Here is a 25,598-nt window from a genome sequence, read left to right on the forward strand (position 1 = left end):
CGGACACTCCTGAGAGGTGCCTGCCGCCCTCTCTCTGGCTCCAGCCTTGCCCCGCTTGAACCCAACCCAGGGCAGCGCCGAGTTCAGGAACTGCCCATGACCGGCCTCCACCATAGGCTTGCCCAGCACCCTGCGCCTTGAGGGTGGACTCATGGTCAGGGTTGTGATGGGCGCGTTGTGTATCACCACCTGCTGCCTGCCTTCCTGTGGCGGTGCGCCTTTGTCGGTCATCACACAAAAGCCATAGGCTGAGCAGCCAGCGGAGATGGAGGGATTGTTCTTTCTGCTGGCTCGCTGCTTCACCACCCCTGCTGCACGCGAAGCACTGCAATGAATCTGGGTAGAGATTTGCACCTCAATCCTCGCAGTATCCTGCAAACTGGAGGTGTTGCCCCCGCCAGCTAAAATCTCAAGACGGTTCTCGCTGCCTTCACGGATGAAGACTCTGGGAGGTTTTCCAAAAGCGACGGAAAGTGCCCTTGAGGGGAAAGGTTGCCATTTTTTTCCTGGCCCAGCTTGCCATGCCGACCGTCAACTATCTGCGCATCAGCTTGATCGATCGCTGCAATTTCCGCTGCCAGTACTGCATGCCCGACGAGGCAGAGTTGGCCTGGCTGCAAGCCCCAGAGCGCTTGACTGATGAGGAAATCCTTACGCTGGTTCAAGAGGTGTTTTTGCCCTTGGGGATCGATTGCTTTCGCCTCACCGGCGGCGAACCCCTGCTGAGGCCGGGGCTGGAGTATCTCATCCGGGCCCTGTGCAGCCTGCCTGGGGTGAGAGATGTGTCCCTTACCACCAACGGCTTCAACCTCAGCCAAAAGGCCCAACTCCTCTATGAAGCGGGGCTGCGCCGCATCAACATCAGCTTTGATTCCCTCAACCCCGAGACCTTTCGGCTGATCACAGGGCGGGATCGCTGGCAGCAGGTCTGGGCCGGGATCCAAGTTGCCCACCAAGTGGGGTTTGATCCCCTCAAGTTGAATGTGGTGGTGATCCCTGGGCTCAACGAATCGGAAGTGGAAGATCTGGCTGCCCTTACCCTGGAGCGGCAATGGCATGTGCGCTTCATCGAGTTTATGCCCATCGGCAATGCTGCCCTCTTCCAGCAGACGGGCTGGGTAGAGTCTGAGGTGCTGCGACAGCGAATTCGCGCTCGCTTTGGCCTGGAACCCGGGTTTGTGGCCGGCAATGGGCCGGCAGATGTGTTTCGCATCCCAGGGGCAAAAGGCACCTTGGGCTTTATCAGCCAGATGTCGGAGTGCTTTTGCGATCGATGCAACCGCATGCGGCTATCCAGCGACGGTTGGCTGCGCCCTTGCCTGCTCAACGAATCCGGCCAAATCAACCTGCGGGATCCGCTGCGAGCTGGGATCCCTGCCGAAAGGCTAAGACAGCAGGTGCGAGAACTGCTGGACATCAAGCCGGACATCAACTTCAAAGGACGGGACACCGGCAGCCAGGGATCCTACCGGCGCACCATGTCTCAGATTGGCGGCTAGCGGGGATAAGGGATCCGCAAAAGCTGGTTGACCGGTGGGTGGGCCACCTGCAACTGTTTCCCATCCGGCCACTGGATCTGGATTTCCTTGACCCCTGTTTCGGATCCCAGGCCAAAGTGGGCCACCGGCTCCATCTGACAGAGGTAGCCGCTGCCGGCGTCGATGGCCTGGATCTGGGTACGGGTGGAGGTGAGCAGCCTTACCAACGCGCCGCGGGCCGGGGCTCCCTGGCGGGTGAGGGGCAGAACTCTCAGCCAGTTGTTGGCATTGGCCTGAGGGCGATAGAAGCTGAGAGGCTGGGCGCCAGACTCCCCATGGGCAATCAACAATTCCAGACGACCATCCCCATCCACATCGGCCACTGCTGCTCCTGTCCCCAATCCCTGGGGCTCGGCAGCATCTCCAATGTCAATGGCTTGCCAACGGCCTGAGCGCCAAGCAAACAGACGGTTGGGCTCGCCGATGTTGTTGAAAAACAGCTCCGGGTAGCCGTCGTTGTCGAAGTCGGCAGCGATGACCGTGCGAATGCGGGAGGGCCTAGCCAACTCCGGGGGGGCTACATCCTTAAAAAAACCGTCGGGGGTCTGGATCCAGAGGCGATGGGGGCCTTCCCAGTTGCCGTAGAGCAAATCCAGCCGTCCATCCCCATCCAGATCCACCGCCGCCACGCCACGTCCGTGCTCGTCCGGATCCGCCAGGCCCACCTCAGCGGCAATCTCTTCAAAGGTGCCATCTCCCCGGTTGCGAAACAGAAAGTTAGGTCCCTGCTCATTGACGGCAAAAATGTCCATCCGCTGCGAGACCAAGGGCAAGGCCACCAGACCCCGCCCGCCCGTCACCCGATTCAATCCCGCTTCTGGCGCTACATCGGCGATCATTTGGTTAGGGCCCAACTCGTAGAGGCGCATAGGGCCGCCGTAGTTGGCTACGAAAAATCCATAGCTCCCCTGGCCAAGACGATCCACACAGGCTACAGAGCGACCTGCGGTCAAGTTGAGGGCATCTTGGTTTTGCGGCAGGGAGAACAGATCCACCCAGGCGGATCCCTGCCAGTCGAAGAGGCGATCCCCAAAGCGCTTGCGCCCCCCGAAGGTATCGGTATTCAAAACGTAGAGTTCCTCTTGCCCGTCCCCGTCAAAGTCGGCGGCAGCCACCCCAATTGCCATGCGCCCTGCATCGGCCAGGGTGTCGTCTGCTTGATCCACCAGGGTTTGCCCATCCCACTTCAAGACTCGATTGGAGCCGCGGAACCCGCACACAAACAGCTCAAAGGCCCCATCCCGATCCAAATCGCAGGCGGCAACCCCATAGAAAAGGGCAGGTGGGTTGAAGCGGATCTGCGAGCTGCAATCTTGAAACATGGGGATCCCATCGGAGAACAATAGGAACTGGTGGAGCTTCCAGCTCTGATGGTATGCTGGATCTTCGCTGGAACTTCCCCTTCAACCATGCCACGCATCAAATCTGCCATCAAGCGTGTTCAGATCGCAGAGCGGAATCGGCTGCGCAATAAAGCCACCAAAGCCATGGTGCGCGCTCTGATGAAGAAAGTGATCTCCCTCTCAACTGCCTATGCCGCCAACCCACAGCAAGAAACTCTGCAGGAAATCCAGGCGGCGATGAGTGCTGCTTTCAGCCGCATTGATAAAGCTGCCAAAACCGGCGTCCTGCACAAAAACACAGCCGCTCGTCGTAAGGCTCGGCTGGCCCGGATTGTGAAGCTATCTGTGGCTTCCTCGGAAAAATCCCAGGCTGAGGCTTTGGGTGGGCGTGATTGACTTCTCCTGCTGCTTCGGAAGTGGTGCTTGTGCGGGATTTCAGCCGCACGCAAACGAGATTTTGCCTCGGTGCCGGCAGGGATCCCAAGTAGCAGCCAAAACCTAATCTTGAGTATCCAACCTGCGCACCAACCAGCGCCGCAGCGGATGCCACACCGGCAAGGATAGGATCCAGCGGGATTGCTGCTCCAGCATGAGACGCTCCACCGGATACAGGCCGAACAGCTCATAGCGGCTTTGGGCAATCAGGATCCCCATCGTGAAGCTGACACAGAGCAATAACCCCAAAGTCGGCCATCCTGGGCGGTGAAACAGGGCATATCGCAGGCCCGTCCAAGTAAAGTAATCCCACAGGCGGGCTATATCCGCTCGCAAAGCCCAGAGACTGGGGATCCCGACTACCAGCCACAGCAGGCCCAGAAAGATGAAGCTACCACCGTGATAGAGGCGCAACAGGCGCTTGGCTGCCGGAGACAGGGATTGAGTGCCGGAAGAAGCTTTCTTTCGCCCAACTGAGCCAGGATCAGGGAGCAAGGGCATGGGGATCCCAATTTTCGACACCTCAACACCCATTTTGGACTTATCTCCGACGCAATAGCTCGGTTGCATGGGATCCTCGAACTCAAACGAGTACTTTTCTGCTTTCGGCTCGCCCATTTTAAGGGATCGATGCACAGGGAGCCCAGTTGTGGCTCTCCCGCTGCACAGCGCCATCCAAAAAGGCACTGATCAAAGCATCTGCTCAAAGCATCTGCCGTCTGCAAGTCTTCCTTATCCGTACAGTCAAGTTTCCTGAGAGACGCCCAGACGTCCCGTTCCAAGAGCTTGGCAGACGATCTCTTTGACGTTCATATCCTGAGCGAAAACCAACATTCCCATGGTGAAGGGATCCCGCCCTGGCTCCCTAAGGCAAACCGCGCAATTTGCCCAAGCAACACTGCGGAAATCCAAGCCAGAGGCAGGTGGGCAGGGTTGGGGATTGGGAACTTGGTCGGGGATATAATGGCTCTGCATCCTTTTCTTCGGCCTTGCTAGCTCAATGGATAGAGCACCGACCTTCTAAGTCGATGGTTGCAGGTTCGAGTCCTGCGCAAGGCGCTGGCCTTGCCCTCTAAGCCTTGCTTGGGGTTTCCGACAAGCTGCCCTGATGGGGGCACCACATCTGAACCATCACCTGCCGAGAGTGGCTTTCTACCCGCAGGGATCCCTGCAGCAGCTCCACTGCCTTTTGAACCAGCGATAGACCCAAGCCCGTTCCCCCGGCGTTGCGGCAATCCAACTGGGGGAGGCGATAGAACTTTTCAAAAAGGCGGGGCAACGCTTCTGCAGGAATTTCCACCCCTGTATTGCGCACCGTGATCAGCCAGCCGGGACGGCCATTGGAGTTAGCCTGGCTCACACTCAAATAGATGCTTTCCCCAGTGGGGGTGTACTTACACGCATTGTTTAAAAGCTCGCTGACCACCCGCGACAAGAGGCTCTCATCCGTGCAGAGGGGCCAAAGGTCGGGATCCCATTCCACCTGGAACTGTTGGCCTTGCTGCGCAGCCCGCAGCCGGAAGGGCTCGGCAAGATTGGGGATCCATTCCTGGGGAGATAAACAGGTAAGTCTGAGGACTTTGTTTCCGGATTCGAGGGCTTGCAATTCCAACAGGTCGTTGATTAACTCCAGCTCGCGGTTGGTCTCCATCTCCAAAATCTGCAAGTAGCGCCTTTCCCGCTCAGTTAGGTTGGCTTTAGATAGAAACCCAATAGCCAGCTTCATGTTGGTGAGAGGTGTGCGCATTTCGTGGGAGACCATGTGCAGAAACTCATCTTTGAGTTGGTTGAGCTCCTGCAACTGTTGCACCTGACGCTGGATCGTTTGATAAAGACGTGCTTGGCGAATGGCGATGGCACATTGGCCGGCTACCCGTTGGATAAGCCGTTGTTCCCGCTCGGTAAATATCTGCCCCGGTGGACGGGATCCACAAATATTCCCCAAAACAAGCAGTTCCTCGTCTTGCCCTGCCAGATCCCTTTTTTCACAGATGGGGGCGACGATCAGGGTACAGCGGTCATGGTTAGGCCAGCAGGGGTGATGGAGATTGCTGAAGTGGCAAAGCTGTCCGCACTGGAGCTGACGAAGCACATGGGCGAAATCCGCAAACGAAACCTCCAGGGGGAAGCGCCGGATCCCTTCTCCGGCCAAATAGTCCACCGCCAAAACGCTGACCTGCCGCTCTGGGTCATGAAGGGCAATGGTGCAATTGGATAGGTTCAAGCTCAGGGCCAGTTCTCGGGCTACCGTTTCCAAGATTTTTTGTTCATCCAAAGTGGAGCGAATTTCTTCGGTGATGAGCTGGAGTAGCGCTTCGTCGTTGTAAGCTTGTTCGAGCTCTGCATTGCGCACCCGCACTTGGTAATCCAATTCGGCATTGGTCTGTTGCAGCTTTTGATAAAGCTCTGCCTGCTGAATGGCCACCGCCAGGTGCTCCCCAATGGCCTTGGCCAGCTCAATCTCGTCGGTTTGCCAATCCGGATCTGAGGTCAGGCGCCGCAGGGACAGGGCACCCCACACTTTTCCCTGGCAAGCCACTGGGATCACCAACCAAGGGCCCAGGTGGTATTCTCGCTTTTCATGGATAGCAAAGGGATCCAAAACTTGCTCGGGATCCGGCGCATGAAAAACTTGCAGCTGCTTCAAGTATTGGATGGCCACAATGTCTGGACTATCCGGGATGTGCAGGTGAAGGGCAGTGGGCAGATCAGGCGATTGGACGTAGCTGGCAACACCTAACCATACAGCCTCAGCCGGCAGGTACTGGTAAAGGGTAACCCGTGCTGCCTGTAACACTGCCCTCACTTCCCGGACTGCCACATCAAACAGGGTGGGCAAGTCGAGCGAGGCGTTGATGGCCTGAATGAGCTGGCTGAACAGCCTTTCTCGCTGCAATTGCCGCTGCAGCTTCAGCTCGGCTTGCTTACGAGGGGTGATGTTTCTAATGATCATCAGGACTTGATCTTCCCCATAGGGGGCGATGCGAGCCTGCCGATATTGGGGCTGAGGGGATCCCTCTGGGCAGGGGTACTCGATCTCTTGAGCTTGCCGGGTTGCTAGGGCCAGCTCCAGATGCTCGCGAATGGCTTGGGCTGTGGGCTCTGCCGCACCGGCGCAGGCGACCTCAGGAAACAGCTCTTCAAGGGTTTTGCCCAAATAGTAGGCAGGGGGATGGGGGACAGAAAAATGGCTGGGCGGCTTGAACTCCAGACAGCGGCCCTGGCGATCCAGACAAAGCAGCATGTCGGGCAGAGCTTCCAGGATCTGGGGATGGCGACGCTCCCGCTCAGCCAAGGTGGCCTCTAGTTGCTTGCGCTCGCTGATGTCCAGGGTCACGCCGACAACCTGGCCGGGATCCCCTTTCGGCCCCAAGAGCACAATCCCCTGGGAAAGCTGCCAGCGCATCTGGCCGTCGGCCTGGTAAACCCGATATTCCACCGAAAAGTTGGGATCCCCCTCTACCGCCCTGGGCCCAGCCGTCTGCAAAGCTTCTTTCACCCTTTGGCGATCTTCCGGGTGAACATACTGCAAAAACACTTCCAGGGTGAAATCTTGGCCGGGATCCAGCCCGTATTTGGCCTTGCATTGGGGAGAGGCACTCAACTTCCAGGTGCGCAAATCCAGTTGCCAATAGCCCAGTTGGGTGGCTTCTAAGGCCAAATAGAGATGCTCTGGATAAAAGCTGCCGTCTCCTGGCCGCACCGGCACCAGGCGGTATCGAGTTGAAGCCATCTCCCTCACCAGATTCTATGAGCCCTGCCTCATTGTGGACGATTTTCAGAGAACCTGGGAGATCCTATCTATTCGAACTGTTAGCTTATGGGGGTGTGGGGGTAGCTAAGCCCCGCACTGTACCCGTAGGGTCAGTGCCGGGATACAGATACCCCCACATGGTGTATGATAGGAGTAGTTGCACAAAACGGCTTTTGCCGGAATCTGGTGCAACTACGCGGTAGGACATTCCGTGTCTGCTCGTGGAGGGTTCTTGCGTAGGCTCCCCGATGAAGCGAGAAGCCCGCTCCGTACTGCCAGCAGTCGGGGTCGGGAGTATGTCACAAATTCCTAACCTTAAGCATGGCTTCAGGGTAACTCTTAGATATTTAGATATGTGTTCTCCGACACCAAACCTTCAACTTGAGCTGGACTTCAACTTCACGGGGAGAAGGCCTAGGGTCACACCCTGCTGATGCGACCGGGAGGCTTTGGGCCGGGCTTGTGGGAAGGGGGGTGCCTCTGCTATAGTATCGTCAGTTGCATTTCGGATCCCAAGCAGTGGGATCCCCCTGGCAGGTAGGGTCAGGGTAGGCTTCGAGATGTCTTTGCGCTCTTGCGAGAGTTGACGTTGCGTTGAGCTTTCTCGGTGTGATCCTGCCCTTAGCCTGCGTGAAGCGTTTTCTCTTTTTTATGCTTTCCTGTGCAACGCTAAGCCTGACGTTTAATCACAGAAAACTTCTCCTGCTCTCGAGTTTGGGTTTATCTGTAGTAAGACCTGTATTCAGATTTTCCCGATGGGTTGACGGTTTCCTGTTCGCCCTGGCGCGGCTTCTCAAGGTGCCGTTGCCCTCTTCATTTGGTTAGCGGACGGGGAAACAGAAGATTGCTAGATCTGGACAATTAGCAGGGCCGAGGTTGTCTTCACTTCCTTGGGCTTTGGCTTAAGTTTTCCTTTCCCCGGGTATCTCTTGCAAAGTTGCCCGATGTTGGCGATGGCAACAGGATAGTCTGTTTAGCCTGCTGTTAGGTTTTCTGGATTCTCTGAGTTGGGTTGATGGGCTGGCCCGCGGCATGGCGAGCGAAGGGATCCCTTTGACTTTTCTCAGCAGACTTCTCCCTATTTTTTCCTAGCTCAACTCAATCATTTTCCAACTGAAGAATTCAAGGTTATTGCTGTGGTTTGTGAAGTTTCTCCCAGTTTGGATCGACAGCATCAGTCGAGCGAACCTGCATTGTCCCAAGGCCACCCCTTGGATCCCCTCAGTGCTGAGGAGATGCGGCAAGTGGTGCAGATCCTGCGCCGGCAACGGCCCCTCAGTTCTCAGGGGCGCTTTGTAACCATCCAGCTACAAGAGCCGGAGCGGCCTTGGATGGAAGCGTGGCAGCCGGGGCAGCCGTGGGATCGGCAGGCTTTCGTGGTGCTGTTGGATCCGGCCAGTGGCAACACCTACGAAGCCGTGGTCTCTCTGTCAACACAGCAGGTGCGCTCTTGGCAGCTCGTTCCGGGCGTGCAGCCCCCCCTGTTGGATGATGAGGTGTACGCCTGCGACCGCCTGCTCAAGGAGGATCCCCAATTTTTGGCGGCTCTGCAGCGGCGGGGGATTGCCGATGTGGATTTGGTGATGGTGGACTACTGGACGGTGGGCTACTTTGGGATCCCGGAAGAAGAAGGGCGGCGGCTGGTGCGAGGCTTTTGTTTCCTACGTACTTCCCCTTGCGACAACGGCTATGCCCGCCCCATCGAGGGGCTCTACCCCTGGATTGACCTCAACCGCATGCAAGTCGTCAAGGTGGAGGATCGGGGTCTGTGGCCCTTGCCGCCGGAGTCCGGTAACTTCGACGAGCTGTTTTTCAAAGATTTTCGCCAAGACTTGAAGCCGCTAGAAATCACTCAGCCCCAAGGGGTGAGCTTCCAGGTGGACGGCCACCACATCCGCTGGCAGAAGTGGGATCTGCGCATCAGCTTTAACCCGCGAGAAGGGCTGGTGTTGCACCAAGTGAGCTATGAGGATCAAGGCCGCCTTCGCCCCATTCTCTATCGGGCTTCGGTAGCCGAGATGGTGGTGCCCTACGGGGATCCGCGGGATCCCCACTGTCGCAAAAATGCCTTTGATGTGGGGGAATACGGCATTGGCATGCAGGCCAATTCCCTGCAGCTGGGCTGCGACTGCTTGGGAGAGATCTACTACTTCGATGCCTGGTTGCCCACCAACAGCGGCGAGCCCATGCTTTTGAAAAATGCCGTCTGTATGCACGAGGAGGACTTTGGGGTGCTCTGGAAGCACACCGACTGGCGCACGGAACGGGCGCAGGTGCGGCGCTCGCGGCGGCTGGTGCTTTCCTTTTTCACCACCATTGGCAACTACGACTACGGCTTTTTCTGGTACTTCTACCAGGATGGCACGCTGGAGTTTGAAGCCAAGCTCACCGGCATTATCAACACTTGCGCTACGTTGCCGGGGGAAGAGCCGGAGTTCGGCGTCTTGGTGGCACCCCAATTGTCTGGCCTCAACCACCAGCACTTTTTCACCGTTCGCCTGGATATGGCGGTGGATGGGCCGTGCAACTCCCTCTATGAAGTGCATGCAGAACCTCTGCCTCTGGGGCCGGATAACCCTCACGGCAACGCCTTTCGCGCCCGCTCCACCCTGCTCAAAACCGAGCAGGAGGCTAAGCAAACGGTGGATCCCTTGCGGGGCCGCTATTGGAAGATTGTCAACCCCAATCGCCACAACCGCCTGGGACAGCCGGTGGCCTACAAACTGATACCGGGGGAAAACGTCCAGCTTTTGGCCCACCCCGACTCTTGGCTGCACCGACGGGCAGGATACCTGGCCCACCACCTCTGGGCCACGCCCTACCATCCCGGCGAGAAGTTCCCAGCAGGGAACTACCCCAACCAACACCCCGGTGGCGAAGGGCTGGTGAAATGGACGCAAGCGAACCGATCCCTGGAAAACACCCGCCTGGTGCTCTGGTATAGCTTTGGCTGCAATCACTTCCCCCGCACCGAAGACTGGCCGGTGATGCCGGTTAGCTACATCGGCTTTATGCTCAAGCCCCTGGGCTTCTTTGAGTGCAACCCAGCTCTGGATGTGCCTCCTCCCCCGCCGAAGACCAAAGGCTGCTGCAGCTTGAGTCATTCCAACCAGCAGTGAGCGCCATATCCACCCCCTGTCCCTCATCGCGCTGACCGAATCGGGATCCAACGGATTTGGGTGGGCTGTCAAGAATATCAAAAAGCCCAGAAGCCTTGCTGTGTAGGAACTTCTGGGCATTGTTCAACTTTGGGAAATGGAGCTGACGGGAGTCGAACCCGTGTCCGAGATGGGTACTGAGGGATCACTCATTCACAGGTTTAGCCTCTTTGACCCTCGAGGCGGGGATCGCCGTTTGGATCCCAGCGATGGGAGTTCTCCGCCTAATCTTAGTCTCTCCCTCGACGGAGCCAGAGTAGAGAGCTGCACCCGTTGGGGTTGTGATCCGCCCACTTAACGGGGTCGTGAGCAGATCCTCGAGCTCAGAGTAAGTTTTCGGTTACTGAGCCTTAGGCAGCCAAAGCAGCTGCTTTACGAGCAAAGGGTACGACGTTGTTCGCACGTACTTTTTTGAGCCTGGTGGTAACGGGATAAGCTCAATCCCGACCTGCCTCATGAACCCATGTTCGCCACCCCGTCGAAACCGTTACAGCCCCAGGGTTGACTTGAGTCCAGCATAGCAAGATTTTTGGGGATACGGCCAGAACCTTTGCGAATGTGACAGAAGCTTTGCTAATATGACAAAGCTGCAAACTTGGGTCGGTAGCTCAGCGGTAGAGCACTCGGCTTTTAACCGATTGGCCCAGGGTTCGAATCCCTGCCGACCCATGTCAGTCTTCCCCTTCCAAAATGCGGGGCACCTTGAAGAACATGTCTGCCCGGTCAGGGGCGTTGGCCAGGATCCCTTCGATATCCGGGTAGGGCTCGACTTCATCGGGGCGGGTGGGCAGTTCCATGTCCAGGACGTGAAAGGTGGGCTCTACCCCCTCCGTGTCCAGCTCCTTCAGTTGCTCCACGTAGGCCAAGATGTCTGCTAGCTGCTCTGTGAACTGGATCTCTTCCTCCTCGGTCAGCTCCAGACGAGCCAAGTGAGCAACATGTTGGACTTCTTCCCGTTTCAGCATCCTCTCCTCCGGCTCCCAGATTATCGACTTGACTTAGCCCAGGGTAGCCGAGATCAACCGTTCGCGTTAACGGAACGGAGTCCTTCTGCAGGAAAGCTCAGTACACCTCCAGGTTGGCGCGCCCGGTGGTTTTCAGCCAGTTTTGGGCCTCGATGTAGTTGTTGGGGGCAATGCGAATGGCCCGAATCCAGTACTGGGCAGCCTCGTTGAACAGGGCCTCTGCTGTTTCCTCATCCCCGGCTTGCAGGCTCAGCTCGCCCTTGTGGTGCAGCAATACGGCAATGTTGTTCAGGGCAGAGCAAAGTCTTGGGTTTAACTCCAGAGCTTGGTGGTAGTGATCGAGGGCTTTGTCAAGCTCGCCGTTGCTCTGGTAGATCAGGCCCATGTTGTAGAGAATGTAGCTGCGGTCTTCTTCCCCTTGCTCGAGGGCGAGGGCTTCTCTGTAGTTTTCTAGGGCCTCGGCGTATTCTCCTTCGCTCTGAGCGGCCATGCCATCCCGGTAGTAGGCAAAGGCTTTCTTTTCCTCGGAACTCACCCCTGGCAGCAGTTTCAGAATTAGATCGGCCATGACGGTGAAGGTCTTGTCAATGAAGTTGTCGTTCTTCATGCTGCGCGGCATGGCTGACCCCTTTTAAGTTTAGGACTAAGGATCTCTACTCTTGCGTTGTATCACGCCCAAGGCGGGATCCGAAACACAACTCCATGAGGGCTCTGTCTCAGGCTACGGCAGGGGAACTGCAACGCTGTCGCGACGAGGCCACAAACGGCCTTGTCAAGGAACTTCCGACCTGTCAAGACCGTGTCGAGGAGCGCTTGCTCAGGCGCACAGGATGCCACTGCACGGTTTCGCCGGGGGAAACTTCGATCTCACAGGCGGTGTCGATCAGCCGCTGTGCCTGCGCTTGAGGGGTGGGATAGCGGGCCAGATCTGCATCCACCAGGTGGGGATGCTCCTGCAACAGCCGCACGAGAAACTCCTGCAATTCCTCAGGGCTGAGAAATTGCTCCGGCAAGCCCGGGATCAGCAGCACATAGTGGTTGGCAGCACGCAACAGTTCGGGTTCAGAGTCTGACATGGTGTGCGGTTGGGCATCTTCCTTCCATCATGAACCAACAGGTTGCGCCTCTCTTGATATCCTGAAAAAGACTTTCCTTGCTCTTGTCCTCCGTCTTGTTGGCGTTTGAGATCTGCTTTCCCTATGGCCAAGCCGCGCACCCTTTCTGGCATTCAGCCCTCTGGCGAACTGCATTTGGGCAATTACTTGGGGGCGATTAAGAATTGGGTGGCCGAGCAGGAGCACTACGAGAACTTTTTTTGCATCGTCGATCAACACGCCATCACCGTCCCTCAGGATCCCAAGCTGCTGAGGGAGCGTACCCGTTCGCTGTTTGCCCTTTATTTGGCCTGCGGTCTCAGCCTGGAGCATTGTGTGCTGTTCGTGCAGTCCCATGTGCCTGCCCATACGGAGCTGGCCTGGCTGTTCAACACCATCACCCCCATGAACTGGGCGGAGCGCATGATCCAATACAAGGAGAAGAAAGAAAAACAGGGAGAGGAGACCAGCGTTGGCTTGTTCAGCTACCCGATTTTGCAGGCGGCGGATATTTTGCTCTACCAACCCAAGTATGTGCCGGTGGGGGAGGATCAGCGGCAGCATATTGAGCTGTGTCGGGACATCGCTCGCCGCTTCAATGACCGTTTTGGAGAGGTGTTTCTGATCCCAGAGGCCCTGATTCGTCCGGAGGGGGCGCGGGTAATGAGCTTGACCGATGGTACGCGCAAGATGTCCAAGTCGGATCCCTCGGATTTCAGCCGTATCCATCTGCTGGATGACCCAGATACCATCCGCAAGAAGATCCAAAAATGCAAGACCGACCCCATTCGGGGCATTACTTTTGACGATCCGGCTCGTCCCGAAGCCCACAATTTGTTGACGATTTACATGCTCACCTCCGGCAAAAGCAAGGAGGTGGTGGCGGCTGAGTGTGCCGAGATGGGGTGGGGGCAGTTCAAGCCCCTCCTTGCCGACAGCATCATCGCTGCCCTGGAGCCCATTCAGCAGCGCTACCGGGAACTGTGGAGCAACCCCGACCACCTGCTCGTTCTGATACGGGAGAATGCCGCTAAGGCCCGGGCCATCGCCGAGCAAACGCTAAAAACGGTGAGAGAGGCCATGGGGTTCTTGCCCCCCTAAGGGATCCCTGCCCAAGCTTTGATCAGTCGGGGTTGCCATCGCGGATCTCGACGGTGCTCAAGGCGCTCACCAGCCAGTCTAAACCCAGCTCTGAGAGGATCCCTTTCCAGCCCAGGCGCAGGCGCTCCTGCCATTCTTGCCGGTGGTTAATCAAATACACGCAGACCAGAGTGATGCCCACTCCCAGCCATTGCAGCCGCGTCAGCGATTCCCCCAGAAAGGTGCTGCCAAACAGCAGGGCAAAGATGGGGGTGAGGAAGGTCAGGGAGCTGAACTCGGTGAGGTTTTCCTGGGAGGCGAAATAGAAGAAGAGGGCATAGGCCAAGGCGCTCCCCATCACCGAAGCGTAGAGGAGGCCCAGCCAGTGGATCCCGCTCAGGTGTTGCCATTGCTGAGTCTCCGTCAGTCCCGACAGCAGGATCAAGGGCAGGCTGCCCAACACCATGTGCCAGCCCGTCGCCAGCACCGGATCCGCCACCTCCGCCACCTTGGGCATCATCACGGTGCCGATGGCCATCGACAGGGAGGCCATCAACATCCAAACGACGCCGGCCCCCAACTGCAGGGATCCCCCACCGGATAGGCCGATGAGGCCAATGCCGAAAACTCCCAGCCCCAGGCTCAGCCAGCCTAGGGATCCCATCCGCTCTCGATAAAACCAGGTGGCCATCAAAGCCACCGCCAGCGGCTGCGAGTCAATGAGCACGGATCCCAGGCCTGCCCCTGTCTCTTTCAGCCCTTGGGCCAAAAATCCCTGAAAACATGTGCCATCCACCAGCGCAAACGCCAACACCCATAGCCAGCCGCGCAGCCCTCTGGGATGCCAGGCGTGAGAGGCCGCAGAGCCCCGCCCCTGCCAGAGCCGAAAGGCAAGAACCAGGATCCCTGCCGGCAACAACCGCAGAATGGCAATGAAGAGGGGGGTGGTCTCGGAGAGGGCATCTCGCATCACCACCATTGCTGAGCCCCACAGGAAAAAGGGGGCAATCATCAGGAGGCGTTGCCAGATAGGCTGAAAGAACAGGTCAGACTGAGCCATAGGTGCTTCAAACTTGGAGACGGAAGTTAACCCCATGTTAAGCGCTGGGGCAGCTCAGTTACAAATCTTAACTGTTGATGCATATTATGCCTGGCATGGGATCCCTGGAGGGCTTTCTCAACCTGGACAAGCCGGCGGGGCTCACCTCCCACGACTGTGTGGCAGTGGTGCGGCGGGTCTTGCGCACCCGCAAGGTGGGGCATGGGGGCACCTTGGATCCGGCGGCAACGGGGGTTTTGCCCATTGCTGTGGGGCGAGCGACACGCTTTTTGTCGTTTTTGTCGGGAGATAAGGTGTATCAAGCAACCTTCCGATTGGGACAGCGTAGCGACACCGACGATGCTGAAGGGCAGATCCGGTTGGGATCCCCTTGTCCTGGGTTGAGTCGCGAGCAGGTAGAGCAGTGCTTGCGGGAGTTTACCGGCGAGATCTGGCAGGTGCCGCCCCTCTACAGCGCCCTTAAGCGCCAGGGGAAAAAGCTCTACCAGTTGGCCCGTGCCGGCGTGGAGGCTGCGGAACTCCAGTTGGAACCCCGACGGGTGGTCATTCGGCAACTGCGCATCCTGGGCTGGCGAGCCGGAGACTTTCCGGAAGTGGATCTGGAAGTTGCCTGTGGCCCCGGCACCTACATTCGTGCCCTTGCCCGCGATGTGGGGGAAAAATTGGGCTGTGGAGGGCTGATGAGCCGGCTGCGACGGCTGCAAAGTGGCCCCTTTCGCATCGCAGAAAGCCTGCCCCTGGAGAAATGGCAGGGATCCGCGGATCCCGCTGCCGCCCTGTTGCCCATTGAGTGGGGATTTGCCGATTGGGAGGCAGTAGAACTCTCTTCCGCCAAAGCGGAGCAGTGGCTGCAGGGTCAGGCCATTCCCCTCGACCGGCCCATTATCGGTGCCCCTACTTTGCGGGTGCTGGATGAGGAGGGCAAGTTTTTGGGCTTGGGGTACGGTCAGGCAGGTCAGCTCAAGCCGCTGCGGGTGTTGTCGCCGGATCCCTAGAGTGTTGCAGAAAGGTTACATTTTTGTAACAACATTGGCCATTGTCTCAGGGGGAAGTGGGAAAGAAACCCCCGCATGCTAAACTTCTGAGGGCGAATGGGAGCCTGAAGCGTTGCCGTTGCCGGGCTCTGGTTCAATTCTCCAGGGCTGACCTTTGGATGTTGTCCGGCAAAATCTCTTCTCATTTTTTCATCTCAAGCTACTTTGCAAAGTAAAGTCACAGGAACGGAGTTGGGGATATGCGGGATGCCGTAACCACGCTGATCAAAACCTACGACCTGACGGGCCGCTACTTGGATCGGGAGGCAATGGATGCGCTCAAGGCTTTTTATGACTCGGGGCTGCGGCGCATCAAGGCCGTGAACGTGATCAATCTCAACTCGGTGGATATCGTCAAAACGGCTGCTGCGGCCATGTTCGCCCAGGTGCCAGATCTCATTCGTCCGGGAGGCAACGCCTACACCACCCGCCGCTATGCCACCTGTTTGCGGGATATGGACTACTTCTTGCGCTACGCTTCCTACGCGCTGGTGGCTGCCGATAACAGCATTCTGGATGAGCGGGTGTTGGCGGGCTTGCGGGAGACCTACAACTCCCTCGGCGTGCCCATCGCCCCGACGGTGATTGGGATCCAAAACATGAAAACCCGCACCCTGGAGCTGCTTGGCTCTGGCGAAGACTACAGCTTTGTGGCCGAGCCCTTCGATTACCTGAGCGCTAAGCTGAGCGAAACCGATATCTAAACCGATATCTAAGCGCCTGCTCTTATTCGTCGGCGTAGGGATTGGCCGGCACCGGTATCGGCTCCACCTGCTCGGCAGCGATTACCAACTGAGATTGGCCATCCCGCTGCTCCACGGCCATGCGCCCCTCCAGACGCAGCCAACTGTCGGCAGTTAACTGCTCTGCCTCTGGCCAGCGCACCGGCAAGCCCACGGGGTAAGCATCGGCAGCACAGCAGCTAACCAAAAACCGAGCAATAACAAAGTGGTCGGGTTGCTCGTCAGGAATGACGAACCCCTGCACCCGCACCGGCTGGTCTTCATAGGTGTAGGGATCCGGGTAAACATCCAAGGTGCGCACCCAGTCCAGCAGAGTACGCTGACGCGGGTCGAGCTTGGGGCGAAAAGCCTGCGGCTGGCTACGAGATACCCCCAGATAGGGAGATACCCCTCGGTTGAGGGCAGTTTGGCTGGAGAGTGGTCGTGGCTCGACCCAAAACCCCAGCAGGGCCGTCAGGATCAACAGTCCTGCGCCCAGCCGCGGCCCCAATAGTGAGGCATGGACTTCAGAAGAGGCAACTTTGGCTCCTCGCCAACGGCCAATCCCCAAGCCCAACAGACACAGCCCGGCCAACAGCGCCACATTCACGTAGCCGGGATTGATCAACATCAGCAGGGTGCCCCGCCAGCGATAGACGATCAGCAGGATCCCTAGCAACATCAACCCAACCGCCTCCCAGTAGGCTATATTGCCCCACCGCAACGGTTTGGACTCCGTCCCGCTGACGCGACCGACAGGCCGAGACATACCCTTGGTTTTCGCGTGCGGTTCCTCTGGATTTTGTTTTTCTCGAAGACGACCAGAACTGCTTTTGGGCATGGGTTGTAGCTTTTTCACACCACTCCGAGCCTAAGTTTAGCAATCCTCGCGGAAGTGCCCACTGCCGGCGTTGGGGAATGCCTGTGCTGCCAATTTCCCAGTCACAGGTATCGGGTTGCCCGAATAAGGCAAGGACTCCGTCCCCCTAACGCGAACAGCAAAACATTTCGTTTGGCTCACGTTCTTTGATTGCCGTCTTTACAGCTTCAGGGATCCCATCATCAATTCAACAAATCCAGCCACAGATAACCTCACATTGATATCCCATTGATAACGGACTTTAGCGTGATGGACAGGGTTGTAGGCGGGTGTATAAAGCCTAGGGAGTTGCTGCAATTTTGGCGGTCTGCTCTACAGTGGGATAGACGCAACTGAGATAGCACACGCGAATGTTGGCAAGGATACCTAGCTGGCTGCGGGGCGTGAGCTACGCCATCTATGGTTTTCTCTACCTGCCAATTCTGCTTATTGCGGTCTATTCCTTTAACCGCGCCCGCTTTGGGCTGGTATGGACGGGCTTTACCTTCGATTGGTACTTGGCTCTCTTTCGGAATGCCTCGATCTGGCAGGCGACGCAGAACACCCTCGTCTTGGCCGTGGTCAGCACCCTGGTCAGCACGCTGCTGGGATCCCTGCTGGGCTATGGGCTGTATCGCTATCGCTTCCCCGGTAAAAAGATCCTGCAGGGGCTGATGCTGTTGCCGGTGATCGTCCCCGATATTGTGATGGCCATCGCGCTGCTGCTGTTCTACCAGTTTGTGCGCTTTTACACGGGCCTCTTTGAGCTGGGCTTGGGGACGATGATCTTGGCCCACATTACGTTTCAGATTGCTTTTGTGGCTATTGTGGTGCGCAGCCGTCTCCAACTTTTGGATCCCGCCCTGGAAGAAGCAGCCTATGACCTCTATGCAAACACCTGGCAAAAGCTACGCTATGTCACCTTGCCCTTGGTCATGCCAGGGATCCAAGCTGCCGCTTTGCTGGCTTTTACCCTTTCGATAGATGATTTTGTCATCTCCTTTTTTACCAGTGGGCCGGAGAGCCTGACCTTGCCAATTTTGATCTACAGCACGGCGCGACGAGGAGTTACCCCGGAAATCAATGCCCTCTCCACCTTGATCATTCTGGTTACCTTGATCTTGGTCGTGGGCTTCCCCCTGCGGAGTGCTCCGCACCGCTGACGCGAACAGCCGCTCCCGCCTGGGATCCCGCTAGCCGTTCTCGACAGTTCCCCCTCTTCCCCTGAGAGAGGTTGGAGATGAGGGCGTGACATACTCCCATCGCTGACCCTACGGGTACAGCGTGGGCTTCTCGCTTCATCGGGGAGCCTACGCAAGAACCCTCCACGAGCAGACACGGAATGCCCTACCGCGTAGTTGCACCAGATTCCGGCAAAAGCCGTTTTGTGCAAGTACTCCCATCATACACCATGTGGGGGTATCTGTATCCCGACACTGACTCTACGAGTACAGTGCGGGGCTTAGCTACCCCCACACCCCGACAAGCTAAGCCTAAGTGTTGAAGTAGCGGGCTGCCGGATGGTAAGCAACGATGGCGGTGGTGGACTGTTCCGGATCCAATTGATCGCTTTCGTCCATGGTGAGGCCAATGCGCTCGGCCTGGAGCACCTGCAGCAGAACCCGTTGGTCGGCGATGTTGGGGCAGGCGGGATAGCCGAAGCTGTAGCGGGATCCCCGATAGCCCTGGTGCAGGATCTTGCGGATGTCGGGGCTATCTTCGTGGCCGAACCCCAGCTCCCGCCGGATGCGGGCATGGCACCATTCCGCCAGGGCTTCCGCCAGGGTCACAGCCAGGCCGTGGAAATACAGGTAGTCGGTGTACTGGCCTTCGGCAAACAGGCGCTGGGCATAGGCGGTGGCTTCTGCCCCTACCGTGACCGCCTGCATGGGGAAGACATCTACTAGGCCAGTGGAGCGATCGGCAAAGAAGTCAGCGATACAGTAGCGGTGGCCGCTCTTTTGGCGGGGGAAGGTGAAGCGGGCCAATTCCCGCACCCCTGGAGAGAGTTGCGGGCGCTCCACCGTGGGCAGTTGGAAATAGGTGGTGGAGCCTGGCTCCAGGGAAAACAGCTCCGGGAAGCTGGCCGGGTCGAACAGGATTAGAGTATTTCCTTCCGCCTGGGCCGGGAAATAGCCGTAGACCACTTGGGGGTGCAGCAGATCTTCTGCCAGGATCCGCTCTTTCCAGCGCTCGATCACCGGCTCCACCTGGGTGGCGATAAACTCGGCAAACTCCTCCGCCGACTGGTCGCGGGGCTTGCGAATCTGCCACTGGCCGGCTACCAGGGCCTGCTTGTCGATGTAGAAGAAGACCTCTGGCCAAGGGATCTGATCTGAGGCGAGAAGTTTGGATCCCCAGAAGGGCGGGATAGGCCGTTCGGTCTCGAGGGCAACGGCTTCAGAGCGGCGGGTGTCTTGGGACTCGGAGAGGGTGAGGGCGGGAGCAGCTCCCACGGTGGTCTCCGCAGGGGGCAGGCTGGGATCCGTTTCCTCTGGAACCCAAGAAGCCTCTTTCTGGCCATTGGCAGAGGGGGATCCCTGCTCCAAGTCATCCAGAAAACCCAGCCGGTCGTCCCAGCGTCCGGCAGCTTTGGCCTGCATCAGCCGATCCATAAAGTGGAGATCGACGAAGGCGTCGCGGCCATAGATCACCTGGCCTTTGTAGGTCTGGCGGCAGTCTTCTTCCACAAAGCGGCGGGTGAGGGCCGCCCCTCCCAAAATGACGGGAACCGTGATGCCCCGCTCGTTAAACACCTCCAAATTCTCTTTCATAAAGGCCGTGGATTTCACCAACAGGCCGCTCATGGCAATGCAGTCGGCCTTGCTCTTTTCATAGGCTTCGATGATGTTCTCCACCGGCTGCTTGATGCCCAGGTTGATGACTTTGTAGCCGTTGTTGGTGAGGATGATGTCCACCAAGTTTTTGCCAATATCGTGGACATCCCCCTTGACGGTGGCAATCAAAAGAGTGCCTTTGCACACTTCCCCTCCCACCTTTTCCATGAAGGGCTCCAGGTATTTCACCGCCGCTTTCATGGTTTCTGCCGACTGCAGCACAAAGGGCAGTTGCATTTTGCCAGCGCCGAAGAGCTCCCCCACCTCCTTCATGCCATCCAGCAAAAAGGTGTTGATGATCTCCAGGGGAGGATATTTCTGCAGTGCCTCCGCCAGGGTCTCCTCCAGGCCAATCCGCTCCCCGTCAATGATGTGCCGCCGCAGGCGCTCCTCCAGAGGCAGCGTGGCCAGGGATCTGGCTGCCCGCAGCTCTTGGCTGGAAACTCCCGCAAACAGCTCCGTCAGCCGCGCCAGAGGATCGTAGGTGCAAATGCCCGAGGACTCCGTCCCGCTAACGCGAACGGCGTTAAACTGCCGCCGATCCCAGATCAGATCCCGACACACCTGCTGCTGCTCTTCGGGGATCTTGTTCAGGGGCAGGATCTTGGCGGCGCTGACGATGGCGGCATCCAGGCCGGCCTCGCGGCACTCGTGCAAAAACACCGAGTTCAACACCACGCGGGCTGCCGGCGAGAGCCCAAAGGAGATGTTGGAAATGCCCAAGAGAATGTGGGTCTCCGGGAAAGCCTGGCGGATACGGCGGATGGCCTCCAGGGTGGCTGCCCCGTTGGCCCGGTCTTCCTCGATGCCGGTGGAAATGGGCAAAGCCAGGGGGTCAAAGAAAATCTCGTAGGGCGGGATCCCGTACTCAACCGCCTGGCGATAGGCCCGCTCGGCAATCTGGAACTTCTTGTCGGCGGTGCGGGCCATGCCCTCTTCGTCGATGGTGCCGATGACCACCCCGGCGCCGTAGGTTTTAGCTAGCTCCAGCACCTTGAAGAAGCGCTCTTCCCCGTCTTCGTAGTTGGTGGAGTTGAGCAGGCACTTGCCCCCCGCCACCTTGAGGCCCGCTTCCATCTTTTGCCAATCGGTAGAATCCAGCATCAGGGGAATTGGGATTTGGGTAACCAGCCGCGAGACCAGCTCCCGCATATCCCGCACGCCATCCCGGCCCACGTAGTCCACATTCACGTCCAGGATGTGGGCTCCCTCCCGCACCTGCTCCCGCGCTAGGGCCACCAGGCCGTCCCAGTCTTCGGCATTAAGCAGCTCCCGCATCTTTTTGGAGCCGCTGGCATTCAGCCGCTCGCCGATGATCAAAAAAGAGTTCTCCTGCAGGTAGGGCTGAGGGGCATAAATCGAGGCAGCAGCCTGGATCCGTTCGATGCTACGACGTTTGGGCCGCAGCCCCTGCACAGCTTCCACCAAGGCGGCAATGTGCTCCGGACGGGTGCCGCAACACCCTCCCACCACCGCTACCCCCAGATCCCGCACAAAATGCTCCAGGTGGAAGCGCAACTGCTCCGGCGTGAGCTTGTAGTGGGCTTTGCCGCCGATGTTTTCCGGCAGGCCAGCGTTGGGGATGCAGGAGATGGGGAAAGGAGAATGGCGGGACAGATAGCGGATGTGTTCGACCATCTTGTCTGGGCCAGTGGCGCAGTTGAGGCCCAGCACATCGATGGGATAGGGCTCCAGGATGGCCAGGGCCGCCCCGATCTCCGTGCCCACCAGCATTGTCCCCTGTACCTCAAAGGTGAGGGACACCACCACCGGCAGGCGGATCCCTCGCTGGGCAAACTCCTGCTGCACGGCCACCAGGGCCGCCTTGGTCTGCAAAATGTCCTGGCAGGTCTCGATGATCAGCAGATCCGCCCCACCGTCAACTAGCCCCTGCACCTGCTCCTCGTAGGCAGCCCGCATCTCATCAAAGCTGATGTGCCCCAGGGTGGGCAGCTTGGTGGTGGGGCCAATGGAGCCGGCCACAAAACGGGGCTTTTCCGGCGTCGCAAACTCGGCTGCTACCCGCTTGGCCAGTCGCGCCGCCGCCACGTTCAGCTCGTAGGCTTTTTCCGGGATCCCGTACTCGGCCAAAACGATGGAGGTGGCCCCAAAGGTATTGGTCTCAACAACGTCGGCCCCCACTTCCAGAAAGCCGCGGTGTACCCGCTCCACCGCCTCCGGCTTGGTCAGCACCAGCATCTCGTTGCAACCCTCCAGCTCCGGCCCACCAAAATCCGCTGCCGTCAGGTTCTGGGCCTGGAGGGAGGATCCCATCGCCCCATCAAAGACAATCACACGTTCCTGGAGATGCTGCAGGAAGGGATGGGTCATAGAAGTCAAAGTCAGGCAGGGTGTCATCGACCTAGAGTCTGATTTAAGTTAGCATCGAGCCATTTGCTCGGACTAGGCCGAAGGATGGATCCCTGGCCAGGGCTTCCATTCTGGCCATTGTTGAGGCGAATTTAACATTTTCTTTGCCTGCCCCGTTGCTGTTTCCCCCAGGTCGGGCTAATTTAGGGAAGACGTTTTGGTGTGAACGGCTACAGTTGCTCGCAAGTGTTCCTCCCAGGGTCACTTGCCGCCTGCTGTAGAGCGATCTTCTCCTCGCGGGTTGGAGTGGTTGAGGTGCTGAATGTTCCGCCCCCCCAGTGAAGTGCCTCGCACCCCGTCGCAGGATTGGCGAAGAGAAAGATCCACCTCTCGCCATCTTGAGAGGTTCCGCCCACCAAGATGACGGGTCTTGCGCCAGTTCAGTTGAGCCCCATGAGCGATATCTGCTTCCAGATTGACCCGAGCAATCGGTTATCCAGAAGCGGGCAGGCTTGCCTAGGGCAACTCAGGCTTTGGCTTGCGGATATCGGCTCCCTCACTCTGGCGTTGTGGGATGCAGCAGGGCTGCAACTTGCTCCTCTCCCTTTGGCGTCTAAGCTCCCTTAGTCACCTTTAGTTGTCTGTGATTAGGATCACGAGGAACTCAGCATGGCTCAAGCAAAGGAATTGGTGAAATCTGGTCAAACAGCTCTTCTCGAATCGGATCTGGAAAATCCACCTTCTGGCACCCTGGAGTTGGACACGGAGACAGATACCCTCGAGAGCGAACTGGATACCGGTGACACTGATGCTTTTGATGAGGATGACGACGACGAAGAGGCAGCAGAGGAGGATGGAGAGACTGCCGCCGCCGGTGCCAAAGGTCGCTCAAAGCGCAAGGCGGCCAGTAAGAAAAAGCCCTACACCGATGACTCTATCCGGGTCTATTTGCAAGAAATTGGGCGTATCCGGCTGCTGCGGGCCGATGAAGAAATCGAGCTAGCCCGAAAAATTGCCGATCTGCTGGAGCTAGAGCGCGCTCGCGAGGCCGTTTTTCAGCGTATGGGCCTCTGGTCAGACCCAGAAGAGGTGCCGGACACCCTCTGGGCAGAAGAGGTCAAGATGTCCTTGCCGGAATTTCGGCGGCGGTTGCATCGGGGGCGGCGGGCCAAAGAAAAGATGGTGCAGTCTAATCTGCGTTTGGTGGTGTCCATCGCCAAAAAGTACATGAACCGGGGCCTGTCTTTTCAGGATTTGATTCAGGAGGGATCCCTGGGCCTGATTCGGGCAGCCGAGAAATTCGACCACGAGAAGGGCTACAAGTTCTCCACCTATGCGACGTGGTGGATTCGACAGGCCATCACCCGCGCCATTGCCGACCAATCCCGCACCATTCGCCTGCCTGTCCACCTCTACGAGACGATCTCCCGCATCAAAAAGGTAACCAAGTTGCTTTCCCAGGAATTGGGCCGCAAGCCCACCGAAGAGGAGATCGCCACCCGCATGGAGATCACCATCGAGAAGTTGCGCTTTATCGCCAAGTCGGCCCAGCTTCCCATCTCTTTGGAAACCCCCATCGGCAAGGAAGAGGATTCTCGGCTGGGAGACTTTATCGAGTCGGATGGGGAGACGCCGGAGGATCGGGTGGCCAAAGTCTTGCTCAGAGAAGATCTGGAAAGCGTTTTGGAAACCCTCACCGCCCGCGAACGGGATGTGTTGAAGTTGCGCTACGGCTTGGATGATGGCCGCATGAAAACTCTGGAGGAAATCGGCCAGATCTTTAATGTCACCCGTGAGCGAATCCGCCAGATCGAGGCTAAGGCTCTGCGCAAGTTGCGCCACCCCAACCGCAACAGCGTGTTGAAGGAATACATCCGCTAACTCTGCGGTCTGTTCCAGCTTCGATAGAGAGCCGGGGCAAGGGATCCAAGAGAGTTCCCGGCCCCCTAGGACAGACTGAGTTGGAACTGCCAACCCGCGCGATGGAGCATGCCTCTAACCCCCAAAACCCTGAACTTTGCTGAATTTACTGAGCTTTAGGCGGTTTGGCAAAAGTCATTGAGAGGGATATAGTAGACCAAGTTTCCCCCTGATCCTTGAGTCCACCGCAACGGTTGCCGGGAAGTGAAGGGGGAAAGCGCTCGGGGGGTATTCCTCAGGGCTTTGCGGGATACCGCCTTCCTGTTTGGACTCCGTCCCGCTGACGCGAACAGAGATAGGCAGGATGCGATCGCTTCTTTCCTGAACCATGTTCAGGAGAGTTCAGCGTGAATGTATCAGGATCTTCAGCATGAACTCGAACCAGACTCCGCGGATCCCAGTCTTTCTGAAAAAGCAGCCCTCTTTCTGGTGTTGGCCGCGGTGGGCGCCATCGGAGCTTTGGTGGCCAAGCTCACCATTGTCAAGCTCACCATTGTGGTGGGGCGCACCGTTCGCAAGGATTCCTATTTTCTCTCCCAGAGGGCTGGATTGGCGGATCCCTTTACACAGACTCAAGGACTGAGCGATTGCGGCGCTTCTGGGCAGCCTTGACTTTCTACACGGCCCTGCCTCTGGGGTGGGTCGGAGACTTGCCGTTTGAGGGCATTGCCGCCTGGCTGCCAGGGGTAGGTGTGTTGCTGGGCGGGATCCTCTCCCTGGCCGGGATCCTGCTGCAGATTTTCCCCAATCCGGTGCGGGCCGCTTTGCTCTTGGCCCTGTGGGTTCTCTTGACCGGTGGACTGCACCTGGACGGGGTGGCCGATACTGCCGATGGCTTGGCGATCAATGTCCACAAGAATCCTTACAAAGGGGATCCGGAACGGTCAACTGAGGATGGGCAAAAATCTGACTTGCAGGGATCCCGTCGCCGTCTGCAGGTGATGAGCGATAGCCACACCGGGGCCTATGGGGTACTGGCCTTGGTGCTGCTGCTGCTGCTGAAATTTGCTGCCCTGAGCAGCGTTCGAGCTTGGCCCCTCTTGCTGCTGGTGCCTGCTTGGGGGCGTTGGGGCCAGTTGCTCGCCATTGCCCTGTACCCCTACCTGCGCGAGCAGGGATCCGCCCGCTTCCTCAAAGACTCCACTTCCCTGCCGGGATCCCTGTGGCCGGGCACTCTGCTTGTGCTGGCCATCACCGGGGGGTTGGGCTGGGCTGGGATCTTGGCTTGGCCCCCTTTGCTGCTCTGGACGCTGGGATCCGCCCTGGGGGCTTGGGCCGTGGGCTACTGGATCTACCGCCAGTTGGGAGGGCACACGGGGGACACCTACGGGGCTACGGTGGAATGGTCAGAAGCGATAGCATTGCTGTGGGGATCCCTTATTGGGCCATCATGAATCTGATACATTTACGCTGAACACTGCTGAACATCACTGTTCAACTATGCAGCGATAGCATTCTGTTTGTTTCCAAACAGAATGGCGGTATCCCG

The 25,598-nt window shown here is 58.1% G+C and carries 19 protein-coding genes, 2 tRNA genes and 1 other RNA gene; 12 read left to right on the forward strand and 10 right to left on the reverse strand.

Annotated features, from left to right (window positions below; genetic code table 11):
• Positions 1-521: 521 nt before the first annotated feature.
• On the forward strand, positions 522-1,499 hold the full coding sequence (moaA, locus tag ACVWVQ_RS06215) for a GTP 3',8-cyclase MoaA (protein ID WP_457465768.1): 978 nt from the start codon (positions 522-524) through the stop codon (positions 1,497-1,499).
• On the opposite strand, the gene ACVWVQ_RS06220 is transcribed toward moaA, so the two are convergent.
• Positions 1,496-2,860 carry a CRTAC1 family protein gene (locus ACVWVQ_RS06220; RefSeq protein ID WP_457507455.1) on the reverse strand — a complete coding sequence of 455 codons (1,365 nt, stop codon included), beginning with the start codon at positions 2,858-2,860 and terminating at the stop codon, positions 1,496-1,498. The two genes, moaA and ACVWVQ_RS06220, sit on opposite strands and share 4 nt — an antisense overlap.
• Positions 2,861-2,947: 87 nt before the next feature.
• On the opposite strand from ACVWVQ_RS06220, the gene rpsT reads away from it, so the two are divergent.
• Positions 2,948-3,277, forward strand: a complete 330-nt coding sequence (gene rpsT / locus ACVWVQ_RS06225) for a 30S ribosomal protein S20 (RefSeq protein WP_414331315.1) — start codon at positions 2,948-2,950, stop codon at positions 3,275-3,277.
• Positions 3,278-3,379: 102 nt separating this feature from the next.
• On the opposite strand, the gene ACVWVQ_RS06230 is transcribed toward rpsT, so the two are convergent.
• Positions 3,380-3,817, reverse strand: coding sequence for a hypothetical protein (locus ACVWVQ_RS06230; protein ID WP_414329770.1), 438 nt, complete (start codon positions 3,815-3,817; stop codon positions 3,380-3,382).
• Positions 3,818-4,302: 485 nt separating this feature from the next.
• Between ACVWVQ_RS06230 and ACVWVQ_RS06235 the strand changes: the two genes are divergently transcribed.
• Positions 4,303-4,375 (forward strand) — tRNA-Arg (locus ACVWVQ_RS06235).
• Positions 4,376-4,388: 13 nt separating this feature from the next.
• Here ACVWVQ_RS06235 and ACVWVQ_RS06240 read toward each other — a convergent pair.
• Positions 4,389-7,049: a sensor histidine kinase gene (locus ACVWVQ_RS06240; RefSeq protein ID WP_457507457.1), complete on the reverse strand. Its 2,661-nt coding sequence runs from the start codon at positions 7,047-7,049 to the stop codon at positions 4,389-4,391.
• 1,157 nt (positions 7,050-8,206) lie between these two features.
• Here ACVWVQ_RS06240 and ACVWVQ_RS06245 point away from each other — a divergent pair.
• A complete protein-coding gene (locus ACVWVQ_RS06245; RefSeq protein WP_457507459.1) occupies positions 8,207-10,189 on the forward strand; it encodes a primary-amine oxidase in 1,983 nt (660 codons plus the stop codon).
• A gap of 134 nt (positions 10,190-10,323) precedes the next feature.
• On the opposite strand, the gene ssrA is transcribed toward ACVWVQ_RS06245, so the two are convergent.
• Positions 10,324-10,725: a transfer-messenger RNA gene (gene ssrA / locus ACVWVQ_RS06250) on the reverse strand.
• 100 nt (positions 10,726-10,825) lie between these two features.
• Between ssrA and ACVWVQ_RS06255 the strand changes: the two genes are divergently transcribed.
• Positions 10,826-10,897 (forward strand) — tRNA-Lys (locus ACVWVQ_RS06255).
• Positions 10,898-10,899: 2 nt separating this feature from the next.
• On the opposite strand, the gene gatC is transcribed toward ACVWVQ_RS06255, so the two are convergent.
• The 3 genes from gatC to ACVWVQ_RS06270 form a co-directional block, all read right to left on the reverse strand.
• Complete coding sequence (gene gatC / locus ACVWVQ_RS06260) at positions 10,900-11,193, reverse strand: Asp-tRNA(Asn)/Glu-tRNA(Gln) amidotransferase subunit GatC (RefSeq protein WP_414350806.1); 294 nt, start codon at positions 11,191-11,193, stop codon at positions 10,900-10,902.
• Positions 11,194-11,290: 97 nt separating this feature from the next.
• Positions 11,291-11,812: a photosystem I assembly protein Ycf3 gene (locus tag ACVWVQ_RS06265; RefSeq protein WP_414350803.1), complete on the reverse strand. Its 522-nt coding sequence runs from the start codon at positions 11,810-11,812 to the stop codon at positions 11,291-11,293.
• Positions 11,813-11,984: 172 nt separating this feature from the next.
• Positions 11,985-12,269, reverse strand: a complete 285-nt coding sequence (locus ACVWVQ_RS06270; protein WP_414375195.1) for a chlororespiratory reduction protein 7 — start codon at positions 12,267-12,269, stop codon at positions 11,985-11,987.
• Between the two features lie 123 nt (positions 12,270-12,392).
• Here ACVWVQ_RS06270 and trpS point away from each other — a divergent pair, with 123 nt between their 5' ends.
• Positions 12,393-13,388: a tryptophan--tRNA ligase gene (gene trpS / locus ACVWVQ_RS06275; protein WP_457406440.1), complete on the forward strand. Its 996-nt coding sequence runs from the start codon at positions 12,393-12,395 to the stop codon at positions 13,386-13,388.
• A gap of 22 nt (positions 13,389-13,410) precedes the next feature.
• Here trpS and ACVWVQ_RS06280 read toward each other — a convergent pair whose 3' ends face one another.
• On the reverse strand, positions 13,411-14,427 hold the full coding sequence (locus ACVWVQ_RS06280) for a DMT family transporter (RefSeq protein WP_457507461.1): 1,017 nt from the start codon (positions 14,425-14,427) through the stop codon (positions 13,411-13,413).
• 77 nt (positions 14,428-14,504) lie between these two features.
• Between ACVWVQ_RS06280 and truB the strand changes: the two genes are divergently transcribed.
• Positions 14,505-15,422 carry a tRNA pseudouridine(55) synthase TruB gene (gene truB / locus ACVWVQ_RS06285; RefSeq protein ID WP_457507463.1) on the forward strand — a complete coding sequence of 306 codons (918 nt, stop codon included), beginning with the start codon at positions 14,505-14,507 and terminating at the stop codon, positions 15,420-15,422.
• 239 nt (positions 15,423-15,661) lie between these two features.
• Positions 15,662-16,165, forward strand: a complete 504-nt coding sequence (gene apcB, locus ACVWVQ_RS06290; protein ID WP_011433791.1) for an allophycocyanin subunit beta — start codon at positions 15,662-15,664, stop codon at positions 16,163-16,165.
• A 22-nt stretch (positions 16,166-16,187) separates the two neighbouring features.
• On the opposite strand, the gene ACVWVQ_RS06295 is transcribed toward apcB, so the two are convergent.
• Entirely contained in the window at positions 16,188-16,952 is a 765-nt protein-coding gene (locus ACVWVQ_RS06295; RefSeq protein ID WP_457507465.1) for a TIGR03943 family putative permease subunit, read from the reverse strand.
• A 461-nt stretch (positions 16,953-17,413) separates the two neighbouring features.
• Here ACVWVQ_RS06295 and ACVWVQ_RS06300 point away from each other — a divergent pair, with 461 nt between their 5' ends.
• On the forward strand, positions 17,414-18,205 hold the full coding sequence (locus tag ACVWVQ_RS06300) for an ABC transporter permease (RefSeq protein ID WP_457507467.1): 792 nt from the start codon (positions 17,414-17,416) through the stop codon (positions 18,203-18,205).
• A gap of 330 nt (positions 18,206-18,535) precedes the next feature.
• Here the strand turns inward: ACVWVQ_RS06300 and metH are convergent, their stop codons facing one another.
• Positions 18,536-22,210, reverse strand: a complete 3,675-nt coding sequence (gene metH, locus ACVWVQ_RS06305; protein WP_457507469.1) for a methionine synthase — start codon at positions 22,208-22,210, stop codon at positions 18,536-18,538.
• 648 nt (positions 22,211-22,858) lie between these two features.
• Between metH and rpoD the strand changes: the two genes are divergently transcribed.
• The 3 genes from rpoD (at position 22,859) to ACVWVQ_RS06320 (ending at position 25,503) form a co-directional block, all read left to right on the forward strand.
• Positions 22,859-24,070 carry an RNA polymerase sigma factor RpoD gene (rpoD, locus tag ACVWVQ_RS06310; RefSeq protein WP_414417736.1) on the forward strand — a complete coding sequence of 404 codons (1,212 nt, stop codon included), beginning with the start codon at positions 22,859-22,861 and terminating at the stop codon, positions 24,068-24,070.
• Between the two features lie 390 nt (positions 24,071-24,460).
• On the forward strand, positions 24,461-24,721 hold the full coding sequence (locus ACVWVQ_RS06315) for a hypothetical protein (RefSeq protein WP_457388160.1): 261 nt from the start codon (positions 24,461-24,463) through the stop codon (positions 24,719-24,721).
• Entirely contained in the window at positions 24,718-25,503 is a 786-nt protein-coding gene (locus tag ACVWVQ_RS06320) for an adenosylcobinamide-GDP ribazoletransferase (protein ID WP_238376764.1), read from the forward strand. Before ACVWVQ_RS06315 ends, ACVWVQ_RS06320 begins: the two co-directional genes overlap by 4 nt.
• The last annotated feature ends 95 nt before the right edge of the window (positions 25,504-25,598 follow it).

The sequence above is a fragment of the Thermostichus sp. MS-CIW-36 genome, from assembly GCF_054059035.1.

Coding starts and splice junctions, on each gene's coding strand:
- gatC (WP_414350806.1), bottom strand. CDS start 11,193: ATGCTGAAACGGGAAGAAGTCCAACATGTTGCTCACTTGGCTCGTCTG.
- ACVWVQ_RS06220 (WP_457507455.1), bottom strand. CDS start 2,860: ATGTTTCAAGATTGCAGCTCGCAGATCCGCTTCAACCCACCTGCCCTT.
- truB (WP_457507463.1), top strand. CDS start 14,505: ATGCATATTATGCCTGGCATGGGATCCCTGGAGGGCTTTCTCAACCTG.
- ACVWVQ_RS06230 (WP_414329770.1), bottom strand. CDS start 3,817: ATGCCCTTGCTCCCTGATCCTGGCTCAGTTGGGCGAAAGAAAGCTTCT.
- ACVWVQ_RS06265 (WP_414350803.1), bottom strand. CDS start 11,812: ATGCCGCGCAGCATGAAGAACGACAACTTCATTGACAAGACCTTCACC.
- metH (WP_457507469.1), bottom strand. CDS start 22,210: ATGACCCATCCCTTCCTGCAGCATCTCCAGGAACGTGTGATTGTCTTT.
- trpS (WP_457406440.1), top strand. CDS start 12,393: ATGGCCAAGCCGCGCACCCTTTCTGGCATTCAGCCCTCTGGCGAACTG.
- ACVWVQ_RS06270 (WP_414375195.1), bottom strand. CDS start 12,269: ATGTCAGACTCTGAACCCGAACTGTTGCGTGCTGCCAACCACTATGTG.
- rpsT (WP_414331315.1), top strand. CDS start 2,948: ATGCCACGCATCAAATCTGCCATCAAGCGTGTTCAGATCGCAGAGCGG.
- moaA (WP_457465768.1), top strand. CDS start 522: ATGCCGACCGTCAACTATCTGCGCATCAGCTTGATCGATCGCTGCAAT.
- ACVWVQ_RS06315 (WP_457388160.1), top strand. CDS start 24,461: ATGTATCAGGATCTTCAGCATGAACTCGAACCAGACTCCGCGGATCCC.
- ACVWVQ_RS06300 (WP_457507467.1), top strand. CDS start 17,414: ATGTTGGCAAGGATACCTAGCTGGCTGCGGGGCGTGAGCTACGCCATC.
- ACVWVQ_RS06295 (WP_457507465.1), bottom strand. CDS start 16,952: ATGTCTCGGCCTGTCGGTCGCGTCAGCGGGACGGAGTCCAAACCGTTG.
- ACVWVQ_RS06280 (WP_457507461.1), bottom strand. CDS start 14,427: ATGGCTCAGTCTGACCTGTTCTTTCAGCCTATCTGGCAACGCCTCCTG.
- rpoD (WP_414417736.1), top strand. CDS start 22,859: ATGGCTCAAGCAAAGGAATTGGTGAAATCTGGTCAAACAGCTCTTCTC.
- ACVWVQ_RS06240 (WP_457507457.1), bottom strand. CDS start 7,049: ATGGCTTCAACTCGATACCGCCTGGTGCCGGTGCGGCCAGGAGACGGC.
- apcB (WP_011433791.1), top strand. CDS start 15,662: ATGCGGGATGCCGTAACCACGCTGATCAAAACCTACGACCTGACGGGC.